The sequence below is a fragment of the Endozoicomonas sp. Mp262 genome (assembly GCF_025643335.1).
GTDB lineage: Bacteria > Pseudomonadota > Gammaproteobacteria > Pseudomonadales > Endozoicomonadaceae > Endonucleibacter.
Genome location: NZ_CP092489.1, coordinates 1,737,349 through 1,757,085, shown reverse-complemented (window position 1 = coordinate 1,757,085; position 19,737 = coordinate 1,737,349). Strand labels below are relative to the sequence as shown.

At 44.1% G+C, this 19,737-nt stretch carries 9 protein-coding genes and 1 other RNA gene; 4 read left to right on the top strand and 6 right to left on the bottom strand.

The genetic code is table 11. The features are described 5' to 3' along the window. Nucleotides 1–183: 183 nt before the first annotated feature. The 4 genes from MJ595_RS07695 to MJ595_RS07680 form a co-directional block, all read right to left on the bottom strand. The gene (locus tag MJ595_RS07695) at nt 184–1,671 is read right to left on the bottom strand and encodes a sodium:alanine symporter family protein (protein WP_263081864.1); all 1,488 of its coding nucleotides are present in this window, start codon (nt 1,669–1,671) and stop codon (nt 184–186) included. A 327-nt stretch (nt 1,672–1,998) separates the two neighbouring features. Beyond that, nucleotides 1,999–2,408: a transfer-messenger RNA gene (ssrA, locus tag MJ595_RS07690) on the bottom strand. 214 nt (nt 2,409–2,622) lie between these two features. Then, entirely contained in the window at nt 2,623–8,076 is a 5,454-nt protein-coding gene (locus tag MJ595_RS07685) for an ankyrin repeat domain-containing protein (RefSeq protein ID WP_263081863.1), read from the bottom strand. Nucleotides 8,077–8,186: 110 nt separating this feature from the next. After that, the gene (locus MJ595_RS07680) at nt 8,187–10,556 is read right to left on the bottom strand and encodes a hypothetical protein (RefSeq protein WP_263081862.1); all 2,370 of its coding nucleotides are present in this window, start codon (nt 10,554–10,556) and stop codon (nt 8,187–8,189) included. Nucleotides 10,557–11,084: 528 nt separating this feature from the next. On the opposite strand from MJ595_RS07680, the gene MJ595_RS07675 reads away from it, so the two are divergent. Then, complete coding sequence (locus MJ595_RS07675; protein WP_263081861.1) at nt 11,085–12,566, top strand: MATE family efflux transporter; 1,482 nt, start codon at nt 11,085–11,087, stop codon at nt 12,564–12,566. Nucleotides 12,567–12,719: 153 nt separating this feature from the next. Then, nucleotides 12,720–13,955 carry an ABC transporter substrate-binding protein gene (locus MJ595_RS07670; RefSeq protein ID WP_263081860.1) on the top strand — a complete coding sequence of 412 codons (1,236 nt, stop codon included), beginning with the start codon at nt 12,720–12,722 and terminating at the stop codon, nt 13,953–13,955. 230 nt (nt 13,956–14,185) lie between these two features. Here MJ595_RS07670 and MJ595_RS07665 read toward each other — a convergent pair whose 3' ends face one another. Beyond that, on the bottom strand, nt 14,186–15,439 hold the full coding sequence (locus tag MJ595_RS07665; protein ID WP_263081859.1) for a serine hydroxymethyltransferase: 1,254 nt from the start codon (nt 15,437–15,439) through the stop codon (nt 14,186–14,188). 428 nt (nt 15,440–15,867) lie between these two features. On the opposite strand from MJ595_RS07665, the gene dhaM reads away from it, so the two are divergent. Both dhaM and MJ595_RS07655 read left to right on the top strand, forming a co-directional pair. Beyond that, nucleotides 15,868–16,617: a dihydroxyacetone kinase phosphoryl donor subunit DhaM gene (dhaM, locus tag MJ595_RS07660; protein WP_263081858.1), complete on the top strand. Its 750-nt coding sequence runs from the start codon at nt 15,868–15,870 to the stop codon at nt 16,615–16,617. An 85-nt stretch (nt 16,618–16,702) separates the two neighbouring features. Further along, nucleotides 16,703–18,136, top strand: coding sequence for an anion permease (locus tag MJ595_RS07655; protein ID WP_263081857.1), 1,434 nt, complete (start codon nt 16,703–16,705; stop codon nt 18,134–18,136). Between the two features lie 8 nt (nt 18,137–18,144). Here MJ595_RS07655 and MJ595_RS07650 read toward each other — a convergent pair whose 3' ends face one another. Further along, complete coding sequence (locus MJ595_RS07650) at nt 18,145–19,668, bottom strand: hypothetical protein (RefSeq protein ID WP_263081856.1); 1,524 nt, start codon at nt 19,666–19,668, stop codon at nt 18,145–18,147. Nucleotides 19,669–19,737 lie beyond the last annotated feature (69 nt).

The window sequence follows — 19,737 nt, the reverse complement described above, 5'->3', positions numbered from 1 at the left end:
GTATTAGGGACTAAACGAGACGTATTGTGTATTAGTACTTATGCGGTAGGTTGTTAGCTTTTGCAATCAGGTCAGTCAATAGCCTGATTTATAGAACAAATCAGCATATAGCCCATCCAGGCATTAACTTTCCCTATTAATACCTTCCTGATGTTTTATATAAGCTTGGATTAATAATATAACTCAGGACTCTTCTGCTTCAGGTAAAATTTCCGTGGGTTCGCCATTATTTGGATCATCAGAAATAGAAGCGGAACCATCATTCCAAACATCATGATCCATTGTGCGGTCAAGAAAGGGAAAATTGCGGCGCTGAAATACAGGAAGTATGCCCTTGCCCAGTTGCCTGTCATAGTCCCTGAGTACCTGAAATGCCGGGCCAGACAGAAGTACAATCACGGCTAAATTGATCAATGCCATCAACCCCATGGCTAAGTCCGCAAAAATCCAGACAGATTGTAAAGAGCTGATAGAGCCAATAAAAACCAGCAACACAACGGTACACCTGTACAGAAAAAGCAGAATCGGACTATTTCGAATAAAGAGAAGGTTGGATTCTCCATAGTAGTAGTTAGCTATAACAGAAGTGAAGCCAAAAAATATCACTGCTCCGGATATAAAATATTCTCCCCATCCACCAACGATAGCACCGAGAGAAACCTGGGTTAGCTGAATACCATTCAAGGTATTCCCACCATCCAACTGGCCGGACAATAAAATAATCGCCGCAGTCGCCGTACAAATTACAATGGTATCAATAAAGACACTGACCATGGAGATAATACCCTGAGCTGCCGGATGGTGTGGCCAGGGCGTTGCCGTAGCTGCCGCATTCGGGCCACTGCCCATCCCGGCCTCATTGGAAAACAGCCCCCTTTTAACGCCCTGCATCATGGCTTGGGCAACGCTATAGCCAATGCCACCTGCCGCCGCACTTTGAAAACCAAAGGCACTATCAATAACCAGCCTGAATACAGCAGGCAACTGATCCAGGCTAATAGCCACAACAAATAAAGCCACTAACAAGTACGCTAGCGCCATGATAGGCACAACGCTTTCAGCAAAAGCGGCGATGGAACGGATACCTTTAAATATAATCAGGGCGGTGATGCCAGACATCATCAGCCCAACATGAAATGGCGTCAGAACACTGCTGCCGGACAATGCGGCGGCAACAGAGTTGGAGTGGACGGCATTAAAAATAAACCCGAAAGAAACCAGGAGCAGTATTGAGAACAGAACACCCAGCCACCGAAGATTAAAGGCCTTTTCGATATAATAGGCAGGCCCACCCCTGAATGTCCCATCTCCATTATTTGTTTTATAAAGCTGTGCCAGTGTGTTTTCCACATAGCTGGAAGACATCCCCAGTAGCGCAACAGTCCACATCCAGAAGACCGCTCCCGGACCACCCAGATAGATGGCTATAGCGACACCTGCAAGGTTGCCGGTACCCACATGGGCCGCGAGGCTGGTACAAAAAGCCTGGAATGAAGATATCTGGCTTTTGTCTGTAGTGCGGGAACCCAGCATAATACGCCAGGCATGAAAGAAATGCCTGACCTGGACAAAACGGCTTCTGAGTGTAAAGTAAAAACCCGCTCCCAGTAGCAGATAAACCAAAAGGTATTCCCACAGCAGCGAGGTTATGGCCTCAATCATGTCGCTCATAGCCTGTCTCTTTTTGCCAGAACACAAAAAGCATAGCAGATAAACATTATTTACAACTTTGTTACATTTACTATCAACAGCTAAAACAAAAAATCCAGACTATAAATGCTTTTCCACAGTACCTGTGGATAACCTTGTGGCAAGACGTTGGATATAAATCAACAAAGAGCCAATAAGAAGGAAGAATCCTTTTTGATTAAAAATTATACAACTATACAGAAGCCGGATCTTTATACCAATCACTGTTTCTAATATACGGCTCTCTCGTAAACGTGCTTTAGCTATCTATAAAAAAACCTCCTGTCTCAATAACAGGAGGCCTTCTATTGGTGGAGGCGGCGGGATTTGAACCCGCGTCCGCCGATTCTCTACCATTGGCTCTACATGCTTAGATCCGCCTTTTATTTGACCCTGCAACGACCCAGCGGTCGGGGTGAAGCAAGGCGATCCTGTTAAGGTTTTAGTCCGTCAGCCACAGGCATACTGAGCGTAACGAGCCTGCTTACAATGACAATCCGTAAAACCAGCCAGCAGGCGAGCCGGAGGGATTGTCGCGTCTACTAGGTTAGTAGTAGATTAAGCCGCCATGGCAGCGTCGAAACGCTCGCCATTTTGAGCCGCGAAGAGGTTGACTGTAGTGCCAACTAAAGGTTTGTAGTGTTTTGATTAACGAGAACCACTACGTCCTCGGCATGCACCTCAGGTTTCGATACCGTCGTCGAATCCTAATCGCCCCCGATACTCGATAAACCCCAGACTTATTTAGTTATAGAGCACTGGTAGGTATAGTGCAATATAAAGCTTTCAGTAATGCTGTCAGGGATAGTGTTTTGAAAATACCTTGACTTGAATGTTAGTCTGTAAAATGAGGGAGGCTATTCTCAAGCATAATTCATTAAAACCATATTTTTATGCGCAATGGCCGGAAAATAAGTAGCAACTCAGCTCTTTTTATTTTTTCTTCCATCCTTGTAATAGAGCCTTTAGCTCAGACTCTATCTCTTGATCTCCCTCAGACTCCCGGATAAGTTTTTCTATCACATCTATCGTTAAATGTTGTTTAACATAAAAATCTTTATTTTTTACCAAAATTTCACACATTGCCTTTAACGCATATTTATTCTTATATTTACAAGCCTTAGCCAGCAAGCCATCATTAACACTAGGATACACCAACGAAATACTATACTTTGAGCTGTAGTCCCAAACTTCACCATGAGTGACAATATCATCACCATCTTCAAGGCGTTTTGCCAGCTCCTCTATCTTTCTAATTCTTTGATGATCTATTAAAAAAGTTTCCATTGCTTTTGCATCTGGATAGGTTGCTCCTGAATTTTGAGTGGCTAAATCTTGAAGGTGCTTTTGTAACTGACTATACCGATTATCATCCATCTTCACTGTTAGTCCGCCTACTTCTTGTAGCTGAAACACCTCTTTGAATTGGTTTTCAGTACACCTTTCACATAATTTTTCCAGAGCGCCCACATAACCTCCTGCCTGGGATCCGAACCTATAAAAAGCAGTCACCCCCTCCTTTTGTATCCATTTTTTTATGTCTCCAATATTTAGAGCATCAGTACCATGTATGTGTTTATGGAAATCAGTAAGACCAGAAAGGCGTTTCTGTAGTACAACCAATGCGTTTTCTATAGGATTAAAGTCAATATTCCCGGCACCCTTTTCTTTTAATTCCCCTATATGTTTTTCAATATCATCTACTTCAGCTTTAAGCAAAACATCCCCTCTATTTATTAAGGCTTTCTCAACTAACAAAAAACCATCATCATCCATTTTTTCGCAACATTTTTTTATAAGCTTAATACAAAATTTTTTTTCTCCAGTCGGGTCAGGCAGCCTATCCAACATCTGCACTATCATAGCTGCATCTTCTGTTTCATTACCTGTCCTGAGGGTGGGGGTACTGGCAAACCTTTCCAGTGCGGGCTTCACCATCTCCTTTTTCATTTTTTCCAACTTCTCAACCATCTCTAAAGGTGACTCATTTTTAGGTTCTTTTGATTTAACCTCTCCCTTATTATCACGCTCAAGTTTTTTCTTCAGCCCTTTTATTTCTTGGTCAATATCGAGAATATCATGAGGTACAGGCTTAGGTTCAGCACAGCTAGGCCATCTAGCAGCTAACCTTTTAATTGCTTCCCTATGCCCATTTTCAACGAGCACCGTTAAAAGACTCACTTTTCGCGACCCTATTTGAACCTTCTCTGTGGGACCTCCACCTTTTTCAAGAAATTCATCAACCATAACCCTGGGGGCTTGCACCTCACCAGGTTGATGAGATTGGAAAAACGCGATCCGTTTAGAAAGATCAGCAACAGAGAGTTTTGACCTTCTAGCCGTTTTTACCGGGATAGGTGCTTTATCCGCCTCTGCTTTTGGCACCTCGGAGGCTTCATCATCTGTCGAAGGCATTGCATCCAAATCAACAGTACCCATAAAGACATTGCTTCCATCATTTTCCTTTTTGGCTGTTTTAACCGTCTCATCAGGAGTCGAAGAAACATCCCTTTGAGCCACAGGTTCTCTCACCAGACTTAAAGCTTGCTGCCACAGTTCCCGACGTTCATCCTTATCTGTCGGTAACATTCCCCACTCATCCAACTGAAACCACATCAGTCGATATGTGACTTCATTATGATTGGCAACTTCAGCTATCTCTGTAGCAGTAAAGGGCGTGTCCTTATCTGCAACCACAAAGGGAACCAGTGTTTTCTTAAGTTCATAATTAACCGAATCCTTAAAGTTCTTAGCCTCTGCACCACCTGGATCATCTGCATCGACAGCCTCACGGAATTGATCATCATCCTCTTCACTTTCAGAACGATCTACACACTTGTTAAGCCAGCCATAAGAACGAGTTAGATCCTTTAAAAATAAACGAGCGCGGGGATCAAGCGCTTCATCCCTTAATAGCTCACTTGCATACGCCTTCAGGGAGAAAAGCGCTTTCAACCCCTCTTCCATAGATTGTGGCTTATCCAACTTATCTGCAATAAAACGGGCCTTTTTCAAACGGTATAATCTGACAGAAGGAGCAGTACCATCTGTGGAAAGATCTTTTGCTGCTGCTTCCAGCTCAGTAATAGTTGCAGCTTTACTTAATTTAATGAGCAGGGGGCCTGAAGGCGATTGTTTTCCTATAGCTTTCTCAAGTCCTTCGGGCATTAACCTATGCTTTCCATAGGTTGTCTGTAACTCAACATAGAGTTCTTGAAGACAGTCATCACAGGTGCTTGGCGGTTTAACATCTTTCCAGGAACTCACCTCTTCATAGTGTCGCTGTATATCCTCCTGCCCGGTTTTGTCCCAGGAAATCCACTTGAGTCTTGCCCTGACCGTTTCCGGAGTGCGTACCGGGGGAGGCAAGGGGGTTTTGCCGTTGGCCCCGGAACTCAATGACTTAACCACAGCAACAATATTACCCTTTTCCTCCTGTCTCTGGGCCGCCGCCCTGGAGACTAATGCCACAGAAAATTCCTGGGCAGTACATTGTCCTGCATTTTTCCCATCACCTGTAACCAGCTTACCGGCAAGAGCAGCCATTGCATGGGGCCCTGCTTGTTCTCTCATCGCCTTGGTACACTGAATAAGCGTCATCTCATCAGGGTTATAACCTAACGAATCAATCTTAAATACCTTGGCCCGGGCAGACTTCCCTTCACCTAAAATACCATCACCTATACTTCGATTTTCAGATGTTGGCATACTGAGTTGTTTAGCTGTGCCATTTGCATCAATGACAATGGTTTCACAGTCACCGAGATTAACAGCCCATGAATTCTTTACGCCATTATCCCCATCCCTGGCCGTTATCACCATATTTAATGCTGTACCGGAAATATCAGAATCATTAAATCGAGAATCATTAGCCAACATCCGATCCAGCCTTACACAGGCGAGCTTAAATGCATCTGAAATCTCTCTCCCTTCATGAATAGCCTTAATGATTTCTTCTTTTAAAATTCCAGGCAGTTTTTCTTTTGCAAAGCGGGCTATAGCTAATCCATCAGAACCATGGCAGTCCAACAATGTACTCATTTCATAAGTAGTACTATCTACCGTTATGGTTGCTTCAATATGTATATCTTCAATACGGGCTGGCTCCTGCTGACCTTGCCCCGCAACCATCGCAAGACCCACTCCCAGATCAGGCTCTTTTTTTTGGAAAAACCCTTTCATCCCGCCTTTAGTTTTAGGAACACACAGTTTCTGACGGCTACTATCAGGCTCTGCTTCCAGAAAAGCCTGATCCCGCTCTACATTATTGCTTTCATCATCTCTCTGGGCGAACATGATTGACTCAAGGCCATCCTCAAAACGATCATCTTGTCTTTTTTGAGCCTGTTCAGTTTTAGGCGTCATCCGGTATTCACGTTTATCCCACGCCTCGATATCTGCTTCTCTTTCAGACCCTTCCGCAAACCAGCCTGGATGCTTGTCAGGATCAACAGGCACTCTGTCTGCGTCGGGTACAACATTATCGTCAGTGTATCGCTCTTTTTTTCTTCTGATCTTTTCCTGAAGATCTGTGCCGGTAGGAGCACTCATCATTCTAAGCAATAATTTTCTACGGTCAGGATCACGTTCACCCTTTTGAATCAAACTTTCATATTTTTCTCTTTCAGCCGGATTAAAAACAGCTCCATTTTGTTTCAAACGATGAATCATTATCAATTTACGACGGAAATCATCTTCATCCGGGGATGGAGAAGAACACACCATTTCCAAAGGAGAAAGTTGTCCATTACCGTAGCGAGCATTAATATCAAACTCGCTCCACTTTTCTCTTAGTGCACTTAAACTTTTAGACAGTTGTTCATAGGCACAGCGTTTGCATGCAGTAGTAAACTGACTATGCTCTGTTTTCGCATTTTCCGGAATCTGGCTCTCCCAGTAGCCAACCATCGCTTTAAGTTCACTACTGTGGCACTGGGCAAAGTCTTTTGCCTGCAGTTTCGCTTCGGTTAATAAACGCTCTTTCTCTTTACCCGCTCTCTCAAGCACAGCCTGCATATTTTTTTCATTTTCACTCAAATAGGCATAGTGCAGGCTATTGCCTGATACATCTTTGTTGAAGATATCAGCGCCACTATTTGCTAAATGCCTAATCACTTCATCAGCATCATCAGAACACCAGCAAGCCATTTGCAGCGGTGTGCGATCTGCGCATTCAAGGCTGGAATCTGCCCCTTTACCAGTAAGATATTTAACTAATTCAAGGGACTTATTTCCCTTCCTGGCTGCAAGAATCAATGGCGTCACCTTAGTACGACTGCCATCAGCAAGCTTAAATGGCAATGAAACATTAACGTCCTTGACTGTACCACTCTCAAATAAACTTTTTACGCCATCCAAATCTCCAGCAAAGCAAAACTGTAGTAATTTTTGCTCCGAATCCAGCCTTTCTTCTGGCTGCTGAACCTGCTCCTCTATTTCAGCGGCAGACTTCTTTTCTTCCTCTTGACTCTTGGCAGGATTCTGCTTTCCTCCATTAGCATTCTGTGGTTCTTCAGGTGCATGTTGATAAGCATCATCAGCACTGTTGAATCCCTTATAGCAATGACGAAAATATTCATCACCAGGCGCTGCACCCTGGGCATGTTGCTCAAGCCACCGGGGGTCAAAGTAGTAAGGAGGCATGGGAGGCATCATAAAATGCTGCCCCTCGAAAGCTCCCCACCCCTGATACCCGTGACAGGGATACGCCATCATGGGAGGAGGCATTGCTCCGGTGCCAAATGCATGAATATGCTGAAATGCCATAGGCAGGGGTATAGCCATAGGTGTTGGCTGGAAAGCAGGCATCGACATCGCCATTGCTGAATATTGCCCCGCCAGCGACTGAACAACACTCATGCTCTGGGCCAACTGACTAATAAGCATCGCTTGCTGCTGCTGGATAACAGCCAGGGCATTCATAAGAATCGTGGGATTAAATGCACCAAGGGACATCTGAGGGAACGTCGTTGCAGGAACAAGGACTCCGCCCTGGACACAACCTAAAGGAACACCCAGGGCAGGTGCCTGCCCCATGTTGATATTGCCAAAATTATTGATAACAGTACCCAGGCCATTCCAGTAGCTTGCCATTCCCCCCAACTTATCCATACTGCCATAGGCAGAGGCTGTTGCCTGGGCCAGTGCCTGGGATTGATTCATTCCAGGCATTTGAGGAATAGGTTGAGCCACTATTTCCGATGATCGACCATCTAATGGCTTTGGATACTGATATCCATTACCCGATGGTATTTGAGGCATATAGGGAGATGGTGTGACTCCCCCTCCGGGCTGTTCAGTCTGATCAGGACTACCTTGAACTGGTGCAGATTGATGATCGCCTGGTTTTTGTGAACCTGGGGGCTGGCCTGGGCCTCCAATACTCATTGAACCGATTCCTTGGCATTAGTAGATTATTAAATTATAGCTAATAACAGAAAGAGATTTATTATGCTTAATAAACTCGTTTGAAAAATTATGTCAATTTAATGGCACAGTTAATTATCTTCTTTTTTTATTGCGTAATGCCCGTCACCTTTATATGTCACTTTTTCCCCATTATCCATTATATGACTTTCTCCCACACCAATGACAACTGGCTTATCCTTATCAACAACAAGCATTTTTTTCCCACCACTGAATGGATATAGTTTTTTATCCTTATCAAGTTTCAAAGGCATCTTTCCATCATCATATAAAAAATAACGGTCACCGTTATGACTAGTCACAATCTCCCCCTTAACAAGCAGTTTATATTTGCCATTTTTATTTAACACTACCCTTTTTCCATCCGGCAGGATTGTCACTTTTTCAATTTCTTTTTTCTTAATGCGCACAATATAATTAAGCTCATTAACTAATATCAAATTCTCATCATCCGCTGCAACTACAAAGCCTGCCCCATCATAGCCAGCAACTGTTTTGTAATGAGGAGTTCTAATGATTTGCCCTTTCGCCAGATACTGTATATTACCCTGATCATCATGTACAGCAGCTCTCCCATCAATAAGAGCATAACATTCTTTTTCAATTTTTTTAAAACAAGTGCTTTCACTATAATCACCAACAACCAAAAAATTCCTTTTATCAACATGCTTCAAAAATGTTGCTTTATTCATCGACCAGTTAAATACTTTCCCCCAGGAATATAACTTAAACTCAACCTGCTCACCTTTTATATTGAAGTGGTCTAAAACAACCGCATGACCTATCCCTTTGACGCCTACAAAATCATGAAAGTCATTCTCAACATTTATTACACTTTTTGATTTTTTCCTGAAATATGGCTGCTTTTTAGCCTGGCTATCAAGAAATGCTGCAAACTTCGGATCTATGGCTCCCCTGATTGGGCATTTTTTTTCTGAGGCTAAAACCAAATCCTCAAGAAGTTTTCTATCATATTCTTCATTATTACCGCCATCACCTGATTTAAGAGGACGATATATCTTTACTGGAATGCCAAAAAGTTGAGTATTAACAGCATCTGTATAAGCAGTAGATCCTTTTACTCCACTCAAATTATAAACAGCCGACAAAAACAGTTTGTCTGCCAGAGACTCAGGGTTTTTAGACAGATCTTTATTATCAGGAATAGAAACCGTTCTCGTACTACCCGGTAAAGTCACCTCGTAATTAAGAGCTAACTCAGTCATCATTTTTGCTACTTTTAATGGCTGCCTTCCCCAGGCCATCTGCTCCACAGAAAATCCGCCACAAAAGGGAATTGTGCTCTGCAAGACAGCACTTCTTTCTCTAACCCTGCCATATAAATGAACCGCTAGCCGACAAAGAGGAATAAGATTGGGGTCATTATCATCCAAATTTTCTACAAACCTTTCGATATGGCTTAAAGCAGCCAAACGCTCCTGCTTCTTTTTTTGTTGTTCTGTATCGCCAGTTTTTCCCTTTTTCAACTCATACTGAATGGCTACTTTAAAGAGTTTAAGAAACTCCAGAGTGTGTTCTTTGTCCACTGGAAGTTGGTTACTGACGAATAATTGACGTCCATGGATATTATATAACTTATCAAGGAACTCTCGACTATCAGGGCCACTGATATTTTTGAGCAGCTTGATAGCTTGACCTAATGCCCCAGCCTGAACCGTTTTTTTATCTTTTTTTTGTAATTCCTGAGCTGAAGCAAGAGTGACTTGCTTCAGCGGTTTTACCACTTTCCTTTCCTTGGCAGACTCTTTTGCAGGCTTTGGGAGTTCAGGGGTAACCTCTTTTTTCTTTTGCCAGCCTTTATCCACAGGGAATCTATCTACTTCAATCATCTCCGGTTTTTGGCTGAAAGCAGGGGCTTTACCGGTTTCTTTCAGCGCATTTTTTTCAACAGCAGCACTCATATGAGGCGCCAGCCCTCCCTTCCCTACAGAAGGTTTTTGTTCAATATGCTTTCTCTCTTTTGATGGCTGGCTTATACCATTATCCAGAATATCCGCAGGATATTTAAATTCCTGCCGACCTTCAGGAAATCGTGGTCTTTCTGGCAAAAACTGCGGGTCAGACTTATGAATTGCACGATTAGTTTGCTTACTTTCTCCTTCCCCATAAAAACCCGGTTCTTTATGGGGGGTAAAATAAATGTCTGGCGGCACTTCTGCCTCCTCAAGTCCAGAACCATCATAAGGGTAGGCTCGCAAAACTCCCGCCGACCTGGCTCCCGGATTCTTTAGCCAACCAAGATGCTTTACCACATCAGACAGGGGATAAGCCATTGGCATGGTCATTCTGAGCGCGGGGCAGGCATAACCATTAAAAGCGAGCTGTTGACCATTCAATCGAAGCTGATTCTCGTAGAACTCCCTCTGCTTATGATTAATATCCAAACACTGCCGGATAACCGGTACAGCACCGCCAGGCACACCCTTAAGGTGGGCCATCAGATTATCAGCATCATCCCTGGATAGTACTGGAGACTGATGAGCAACCCCCACTGAAACAAGGTCATAACCCGTACATACTGGCCTTTGCCCATAACCCTCCAAATAGCCTAACAAAGCCCTTCGATGCCCGGCAAAGACCATCAATCCCCTTATGTAGGACTCCATTATTTGGGCTGTTAAAAAATGCTGCTCCTGCACAGCTCGTTGCATCAGCAGGTTATAAACCTGGCTGCTATGCATACCAGAAAGAACCGGATTATTAATAACGCTTATTTTTCGCTCTGTTAATAGCGCACCCGGTGACTGAAAAGAATAGGGAGAAACTAAATAGTTGGAACGCTGGGTCGGATTAATTATATTCCCATCATTGGAATAGCTACTTGCCTGACCATAAAGCCAGGAGGGTAAAAGATGATAAAATCTGCCAAAGCCATCCATTCAAGCTTACTTTTTAATCGAATCACGAGTTGCCTGATATTTACTATCGGCACCTGAAGGTATACCAGCATGTCCCATCAAGCCAAATTTACACATGGCTCCACTATGCGTCATATCGCCATTATGTCATGTACCAGCGCTGTTGGTTTGATGGCACTGTTTCTTGTTGATCTATTGGACATGTATTTTATTAGCCTGCTAGGCCACGTAGAGCTGGCAGCCGCCATAGGTTTTGCAGGAACGCTGGTTTTTTTCAATACTTCAGTCTCTATTGGGTCATCCATTGCCATGGGGGCGATGGTCTCAAAAGCGTTGGGGGCAAAAAAACTCGCCACCGCTCGCCGCTATGCAGCCAGTGCCCTGGTTTTTTCCTTTATTGCGGGCTGCCTGGTTACATCTCTTGTATTGAGCAATGCAGAACCACTGCTTGCCTTAATAGGGGCAAAAGGTGTTGTCGCAGAAAAAGCCTATGCCTATTTAACCATACTGATGCCCAGTGCTCCTGTCTTGGCCATGGCCATATCTGCCAGCTCCGCACTTCGGGCAACCGGTGATGCCAGGCGCCCCATGCTGGCAACACTTTTTGGCGGGGGAGCCAATGCAATACTGGATCCCGTTTTTATTTTTGGTTTGAACCTGGGTATTGAAGGCGCAGCATGGGCATCAGTAATAGCCAGACTCACTATCTTTCTCTATGCCTTTTTTAGCATGACCTATCGTCACGGACTATTGGCAAAGCCCAGGGTTAGCTACTTCAAGGCAGACCTGAAACCTATTCTTTTGATTGCCGTACCTGCGATCCTTGCCAATATAGCCACCCCCTTTGGCAATGCATTAGTAACGCGGCAAATTGCTTACTTTGGTGAAGATTATGTGGCCGGTTTTGCTGTTGTAGGCAGAATTATCCCTGTTGCTTTTGCCCTGCTCTTTGCTCTTTCAGGAGCCCTTGGCCCCATCATTGGCCAAAATTATGGCGCGAAGAACCTGCAACGGGTGCAGGAGAGTATAAAAAATGCCATTGTCTTCAATATACTTTACTGTCTTGCGGTATCCGGTGCTCTTTGGCTCCTCAAGGACAGTATCATTCTCTTCTTTGGTCTCAATAATAAAGCGGCTTCACTTCTGGAGGCATTCTGTCCATGGATATCTCTAAGCTTCATGTTCAACGGGGCGCTATTTATTGCCAATGCCTCCTTTAATAACCTGCAACGAGGTCTTTGGGCCACCTTACTGAATGCCGGTAAAGCCACCATAGGCACCTTCCCGTTTATTTTAATCGGTGGCCACCTTGCAGGTGCCGAAGGCGTGCTTATGGGACAGGGTTTCGGCAGTCTGGTATTCGGTGTACTTGCTTGCTCTCTGGCCCTATACCGGGTCAAAGTGCTTAAAGCCCGGTTCCGTCAGGAGGAGGAAGAGAAAACAGCGGTGGAACCCGCAATGCCAATGACTCCTTTCTGCTCATCCCGAGCCTACATTTTTGAAGAGAGCCAACTATGTAAAGAGACATATGATGATGAAACACCTCCTTCAATAAAAACCGGCAGCCCATAACCTGACAGAATACTCGGGGCCATTTATGAAATATCCGGGTCATGTTCTATTTATAAAATTTATTCGCAGCTATGCTATGTTATTTCTAATAGGACACTAAAAATAACGCGCCATGAAATGGTCTTTTTTCAGAAATCGACACAGGATTTACCGATGAAAGCATGGATGCTGCTGTTCAGCTGCTGCCTGATCACCCCAACCTCGCTATCAGCCAAAGAAAGTCCCGTTCAAAAAAACACCCTTCACCTTGGCTCGGTTCTGGCACTGAAAGGTAAGGCCAAAGGCCTGGGTACGGGTATGAAAAACGGACTCAATGCTTCATTGAATGGTCAAACCATTAACGGCCGAAAAATCAATATTCATTATAAGAATGACTTTTATGAACCAGATACTGCATCCCAGGCCACCACAAAACTAATAAAAAGAGGAATATTTTTGATGATTGGCAATGTGGGCACCCCCACAGCCAAAGTCACTTTACCTCTACTGGCAAAAGCCAATATTCCGGCAGTGGGCTTTTTCACTGGAGCCGGCTTACTGCGCCCAGCTCCTGGACCTATCGTAAACTACCGGGCCAGCTATGTTCAGGAAACTGCGGCAGTGATCAATGATGCCGTCAAAAATGGTTTAAATCCCGAAAGCATCTGTGCCTACGTGCAGAATGATGCTTACGGTATGGCCGGGCTTACAGGAATACGCCAGGCTTTTGCAGGCCTTGGAGTCAGTCAAACGTTATTAATGACTCTGGATAAGATCATTGCCATGGAAGGCAACAACCCGGCAAGAAATAATGTGGGCCCTGTAGGTGTCTACAAACGTAATACCGCCAATGTCCGTTTTGGCTATCAATCATTAAAAGCATGGGAAAAGTCCACCGGAAATAGCTGTCGCCTGGTGGTAACCGTTGGGGCTTATGGCAATATTTCCCATTTTGTTCGAGTCGCCAACCGTGACAAGAAAGAAAACTGGATTATATCGGCAGTCTCATTTACTGGTGCTGATAACTACAGTGATGCACTTAATAAGTTTGGAGCTACAGACAAAATTATCATGACTCAGGTTGTACCGTTACTTGACTCTGATTTACCCATTGTAAAGGAAGCCCGAACAGCAATGGGCACACAATTTGGCTTTGTTTCACTGGAAGGCTATATCGTAGGCAAACTAACCAGGACCATTCTGGAAGCAACACCCGAACCCCTTAATCACGACAACTTCCTGGCTCAGGTTAAAAAAACCAAAATAAATTTGGGCGGCTTGCCCATAGACTTCACAAAAAATCCCATTCAGGGTTCTGATCTGGTCATTACCAGTTACCTGACTGATACCGGCTACAGCCGTGTAGATAAAGATGTATGGAAAAAATGGCTGGCTACTCAGGAAAAATAATAGGGTGACAGCCACAAAAGCCTTTTTTATCAGCCAACATATCCCTGTTCTCCAAAAAAAACTGCCATATCACCCAGTGATCATGGCAGTTTATTTAAGCCCGAATAGCCTTAGCTAAACCAAAACCCGTTTGAAAACCGGATATTCCTGACTTATTTATTAAGCGAAGCGATTACTAAAGCACGCCCATCAAAGCTCTATCAAATTACGGTTCTCTAACAGGGCGTGGTTTAGCTGTATACGGGTAACCGACGACAGATAGACAGAACCTTCTCTCGAGTATCAATTTCAACCCTTTCAGTTCCCATATTATCCAGCACATCACAGATCCAGCCTGCCAACTCGGCAGAATCTTTCTCATTAAATCCGCGACGTGTGATCGCTGGGGTGCCAATACGTAACCCACTGGTAACAAAAGGTGAGCGAGGGTCGTTAGGCACTGCATTTTTGTTGACCGTAATATTAGCTCGTCCCAAAGCCGCTTCCGCATCCTTACCAGTGAATTCTTTACCAATTAAATCAACAAGGAACAGGTGATCATCGGTTCCTTCAGAAACCACCTTGATCCCCCTTTCCATCATAACCTTACACATAGCTCGGGCATTTTTGACCACTTGCTGCTGATAGTCCCTGAATTCATCACTCATCGCCTCTTTAAAGCAAACCGCCTTGGCTGCAATAACGTGGCAGAGAGGGCCTCCCTGTGACTCAGGGAATACAGCAAAATTAAACTTTTTGTTTAGCTCTTCATTGTCATTAGCCAGAATCAGGCCACCCCGTGGGCCTCCCAATGTTTTATGGGTAGTAGTGGTTACCACATCAGCAACCCCAACCGGTGATGGATAAACCCCCGCAGCAATCAAGCCCGCTACGTGAGCCATATCAACCATCAGATAAGCCCCCACTTTATCGGCAATAGCACGGTAACGTTGCCAGTCCACCATACGGGAGAACGCTGAAAAACCACCAATAATCATCTTTGGCTTATGTTCCAGTGCCAGGCGTTCCATTTCCTGATAATCAATATCGCCGGTTTCCGGGTGTAAGCCATACTGAACAGCGTTGTATATACGCCCGGAAAAGCTAACACTGGCACCATGAGTCAAGTGTCCACCGTGAGCCAGACTCATCCCGAGAACGGTATCACCTGGTTTAAGCAAAGCCATGTACACTGCCGCATTAGCCTGGGAACCAGAGTGCGGCTGAACGTTGGCATAACCTGCACCAAATAACGCCTTTGCCCGATCAATAGCGAGCTGCTCAACCACATCAACATGCTCACAGCCACCATAATAGCGTTTTCGGGGATAACCCTCTGCATATTTGTTGGTGAGCACACTGCCCTGCGCTTCCATAACCCGGGGGCTGGCATAATTTTCAGAGGCGATTAACTCTATATGCTCTTCCTGACGCACTGCTTCAGCATTAATCGCAGCATTCAGCTCCGGGTCAAATTCGGCAATGGACATATCCTTTTTAAACATCGAAATACCCTTCTTTGCCTGTTATTAGATTGGATAGGCATTCTAATACAGTTAACGGCGGGCTGAAAAGCGGCCCTCCCACTGCATTGAACTGACTTGATATAAGACAACTCTGCACTGTGCCGGCTTGCCCCTTGGGTATTACGTAAGGCCGCTTTACAAACCACTGCACTTACAAGCAAGCGTCAACAACCTCTGATTAAAACAGCGTCTAAATAAATATTCTGTACGAGAATTAGCCTGAATCGGATTACTTTCACCACTAAAAAAAAGCATTTTTTACAGAGTTTTCACTACTGTTTCCAAATCTTTATTCTATTCTTTTTATTAAGGACAGTTTTTTGGTAGTTTTTCTGGAACCCCTTTCTTCTTTCAAGCAAAACCAGAGATGAAGTTCTTATCCATACACTCCTTAAAGGAGATCCCCCATGGTAAGTATTGTGATCGTCTCCCACAGCTGCGAACTGGCAAAGGCCACAGCAGAATTAGCCCGGGAAGTTACACAGAACAACTGCACCATTATTAGTGCTGGCGGCACTAATGATCCAGATCATCCTGTCGGCACAGACCCTGCCAGAATAATGAAGGCCATTGAAACGGCCTATGATAAATCCGGTGTGTTAGTGTTAATGGATCTGGGCAGTTCCCTTCTCAGCACTGAAACTGCCTTGGAACAGCTCACCACCATTGATAAAAGTAACATCCGCCTCAGCAGTGCACCATTGGTGGAAGGTGCAATAGCTGCGGCCTCGGCGGCAGCAACAGGGCAATCCTTAGACGAAGTGGATCGTGAGGCCCGGCTAGCCCTAGCCCCCAAACAAATACATTTTGATAGTACAGAAACACTATTTTCTCCAAAAGACCATCCTTCATCCACTACGGCTAAATATGAAGTTCAGTGGATTCTAAATAGCCCCAATGGTCTTCATATTCGTTCAGCTGCCCGCCTGGTAAAAGTATTAACAGGATTTAACAGCCGGGCCGTTCTGTTAAAGGGTCAGCAGTCAGCCAATGCCCACAGTATTACCAGCTTGACGAAACTTGGCGTGCGTTGTGGGGACACAATCCGGCTAATTGTCGATGGTCCGGAAGCTCACCAGGCCGCTAATGCATTCTGCCAGCTGGCAAAACAAAGCTTTGGTGAAAACATTCTGGATAAAACCCAGAAAATCCCCTGAGCTATCTTTCACAGAAAAATATGAGAGTGCCTTCTACCCTTAATGCCTAAAGCAAAAACTGCCGTTTTTAGTCAGAGGTTATCCAATGATTGAACCCGTAAAAAAAATACTCCCTCTAGCGGTAGGAGTTCTGGTCTGGCTTCTGCCAACACCGGAAGGATTAACTGTTCAGGCCTGGGCCTACTTCGCGCTATTTATTGGTGTCGTTGTAGCTCTTGTTACTGAACCCATCCCTGCTGCCGTTTCTGGATTGATAGGTGTAGTACTTGCTGTCGTCTTGCAGCTAGTGCCTTTGCAACCAGGTGCTGAAATCACGGCAAAATCATCCCTGCAATGGGGGCTTTCAGGTTTTCAAAATGGCACCGTATGGCTTATCTTTTCTGCCTATATTTTTTCATTGGGATACCAGAAAACAGGCCTTGGCAGAAGAATTGCCCTTCATTTAATTAAACTGCTGGGTCGCAAAAGCATCGGGCTTGGTTATGCGGTGGCACTGGCAGACCTGGCTTTAGCTCCCTTTATTCCATCCAATACTGCCCGCAGTGGCGGAACCATTTACCCCATTGCCAGCAATATTCCGCCCATGTATGGTTCCACCCCGGATGAAGAACCAAGAAAAATAGGTAGTTACCTTTACTGGACCGCATTTTCAACCACCTGTGTAACCAGTTCCATGTTTCTTACGGGTCTGGCACCGAACTTGCTCGCCTTATCCATCATTGAAAAGATTACCGGCCATGAAATCAGCTGGATCAACTGGTGGCTGGGCTTCCTTCCCATAGGTTTACTGTTATTTTTTTTCGTGCCTCTGCTCAACTACCTTATCTATCCCCCAAGTCTTAAACAGGCAAAGGAAATGCCTGAATGGGCTACCCAGGAACTGAACAAGCTTGGTCAACTCACCCGACATGAGTTAATGATGGCCGGATTAGCCGTGTTGGCACTGGTATTATGGATTTTTGGAGGAGAACTCCTAAGCTCAACAACGGCGGGTCTTACCATTCTATGCCTGATGATTTTAACGGGAGTCATCAACTGGTCAGATATCATCAGTCACAAACAGGCCTGGAATGTCCTTGTCTGGTTTGCCACCCTGGTGACCCTGGCAGGAGGGCTTTCTAAAACCGGTTTCCTTGCCTGGCTTGCGGATAGTATGAGCCACTTAATGAGTGGTTATGATGCAATGACCATGATGGTGTTGATTATTATCAGTTTCTTTCTGCTTCACTACTTTTTTGCCAGTATCACTGCCCATGTCACAGCGCTTCTACCTGTTTTTCTAACCCTGGCTATGACCATCCCGGATATGCCCATTATTCAACTTAGTATGCTCCTTTGCTTTACATTAGGAATTATGGGTGTAATTACTCCCTATGCCGCCGGGCCTGGTCCAATCTGGTACGGCTCAGGTTATATTCCCAATAAAGACTTTTGGGTACTTGGATTTATTTTGGGAATCATCTTTTTAGCCACGCTACTACTTGTGGGTATTCCCTGGCTTCATATGATGAATTTATAACCAGGGCATTAAAATTCAGTCTCAAGATTGTCAAAAGGAACCCATATCTGGCAATGGCATTCTCTATTAGGAAGAGCTATTACCGCACCACCCTGATTTTTAATTTGATATTTCTCTTCTGGAAGCATTCCACCATTCAGTAGACGAGCAGTATAGTAGTCTCCTAATGAGTACTTTTGGGTTGCTTGAGCAATCTTAATAAAAAACTGATCACCCTGCTCCTTTTCCATAGCAATATCAAAATCAGGTAATTGAAGCTGATGGCTTTTATTTAAACCCCCCATATAATTAACTCTAATCCCTTCTCTTTCTTGAGAAATATCAAAAACTCCATATACTCTAATACCCGGCTTCTGTTGTTCTGTACTTTTTAACCGGCCTAATTTGCTATCTAGAGGAATACTCAGTCGTACGCCATAATCTACAACAACACCATCATCAATTGGCTCACTTAGACAGTCCATTGTTTTCAACACGGGTTTTATCTCGTCCATAGTCCGGCTTAAACCAGATCCTAAAAATGTGCTATAAACCTGAGGAACTTGCTGATTAACGGCCGTACCGTACTGTGTATAATAACTCAAGCTCAACAAGGATGACTTAGATTCCTTTTTTGTTTCATTCATATATAAGACCAAATTTTCTTCAACTCCTTTATACATCATTAAACTCGCCTTTTTTTCCATAAAATAAAAATCATAAGCCAATTTTGTGTCATAGTTTCTCGGGCCATCCATATCCAAAAAAGGAAGTTTTTCCTGATACTGAAACTGAATATTTCTTCCATTCTCTATCCCACGAAAAATAATTCCTCTCTTCATAAGGCTATAACTAGAGGCTAAATCTACAATCCCCTTAACCTCTCCCCCACAGGCTATAGAAAGGTAACGTAACCAATAAAACTCATTAAATCTCTTTGCCAGTATCGGATTACCGATGTTAATAAGAAAACCAGTGGCTTGATGATTTATCCTGTCTGGCATCAAAATAAAATTAATCAAACTAATTAATGATGTTTCAGACAGAAGCTCTTCACTTTCGAATGGTGGCTGTAAATTGCAAAAACAAGGAGTCCCGGTGGATTTTAGCCTTCCTTCTTCTGGTCTTATGCACTCTAACTCAGCAATATGCTCAAAAACACAATCGAAGCAAAGCATATTATCCGCTTTTTTAAATAGCTCAAAAATCAAATCAGAATGACTCCAGCCCATAACTTCCGGAGAAAAACCAGGCAAATAAAAACCCTGAGCAACCAGCGCCCCATCACTTAATGTTAAAAAGCAATACATATTTTCTTCACCTTGATCCTTATTCTGCCTAAAATAAAGTAGCTTTTTCCCAACCACCTCTAGAAAATCATTTATATCTTCATCAGTAATACCTTCATGGATTCCATCCAACTTTATAACCACCTGAGGTGTACTCTCCCCCTCCATCCTCACAATACGATCCCAATCCCATACTGCGTACGACAAATCTGACCACCGTATGGAGATAGTAATGACCAGAAATAAAACAGTGGATAACTTCATACCAATGCCACCTACTTTTTATCACCATCTATACAAAGTAGTCTCTTAGAAGCTGTTCACGATCTTTCC

Bases quoted from the DNA above. Each gene is read 5' to 3' on its own strand.
- MJ595_RS07675 (WP_263081861.1), top strand. From the start codon at position 11,085: ATGTCCCATCAAGCCAAATTTACACATGGCTCCACTATGCGTCATATC.
- MJ595_RS07670 (WP_263081860.1), top strand. From the start codon at position 12,720: ATGAAAGCATGGATGCTGCTGTTCAGCTGCTGCCTGATCACCCCAACC.
- dhaM (WP_263081858.1), top strand. From the start codon at position 15,868: ATGGTAAGTATTGTGATCGTCTCCCACAGCTGCGAACTGGCAAAGGCC.
- MJ595_RS07695 (WP_263081864.1), bottom strand. From the start codon at position 1,671: ATGAGCGACATGATTGAGGCCATAACCTCGCTGCTGTGGGAATACCTT.
- MJ595_RS07655 (WP_263081857.1), top strand. From the start codon at position 16,703: ATGATTGAACCCGTAAAAAAAATACTCCCTCTAGCGGTAGGAGTTCTG.
- MJ595_RS07665 (WP_263081859.1), bottom strand. From the start codon at position 15,439: ATGTTTAAAAAGGATATGTCCATTGCCGAATTTGACCCGGAGCTGAAT.
- MJ595_RS07650 (WP_263081856.1), bottom strand. From the start codon at position 19,668: ATGAAGTTATCCACTGTTTTATTTCTGGTCATTACTATCTCCATACGG.
- MJ595_RS07685 (WP_263081863.1), bottom strand. From the start codon at position 8,076: ATGAGTATTGGAGGCCCAGGCCAGCCCCCAGGTTCACAAAAACCAGGC.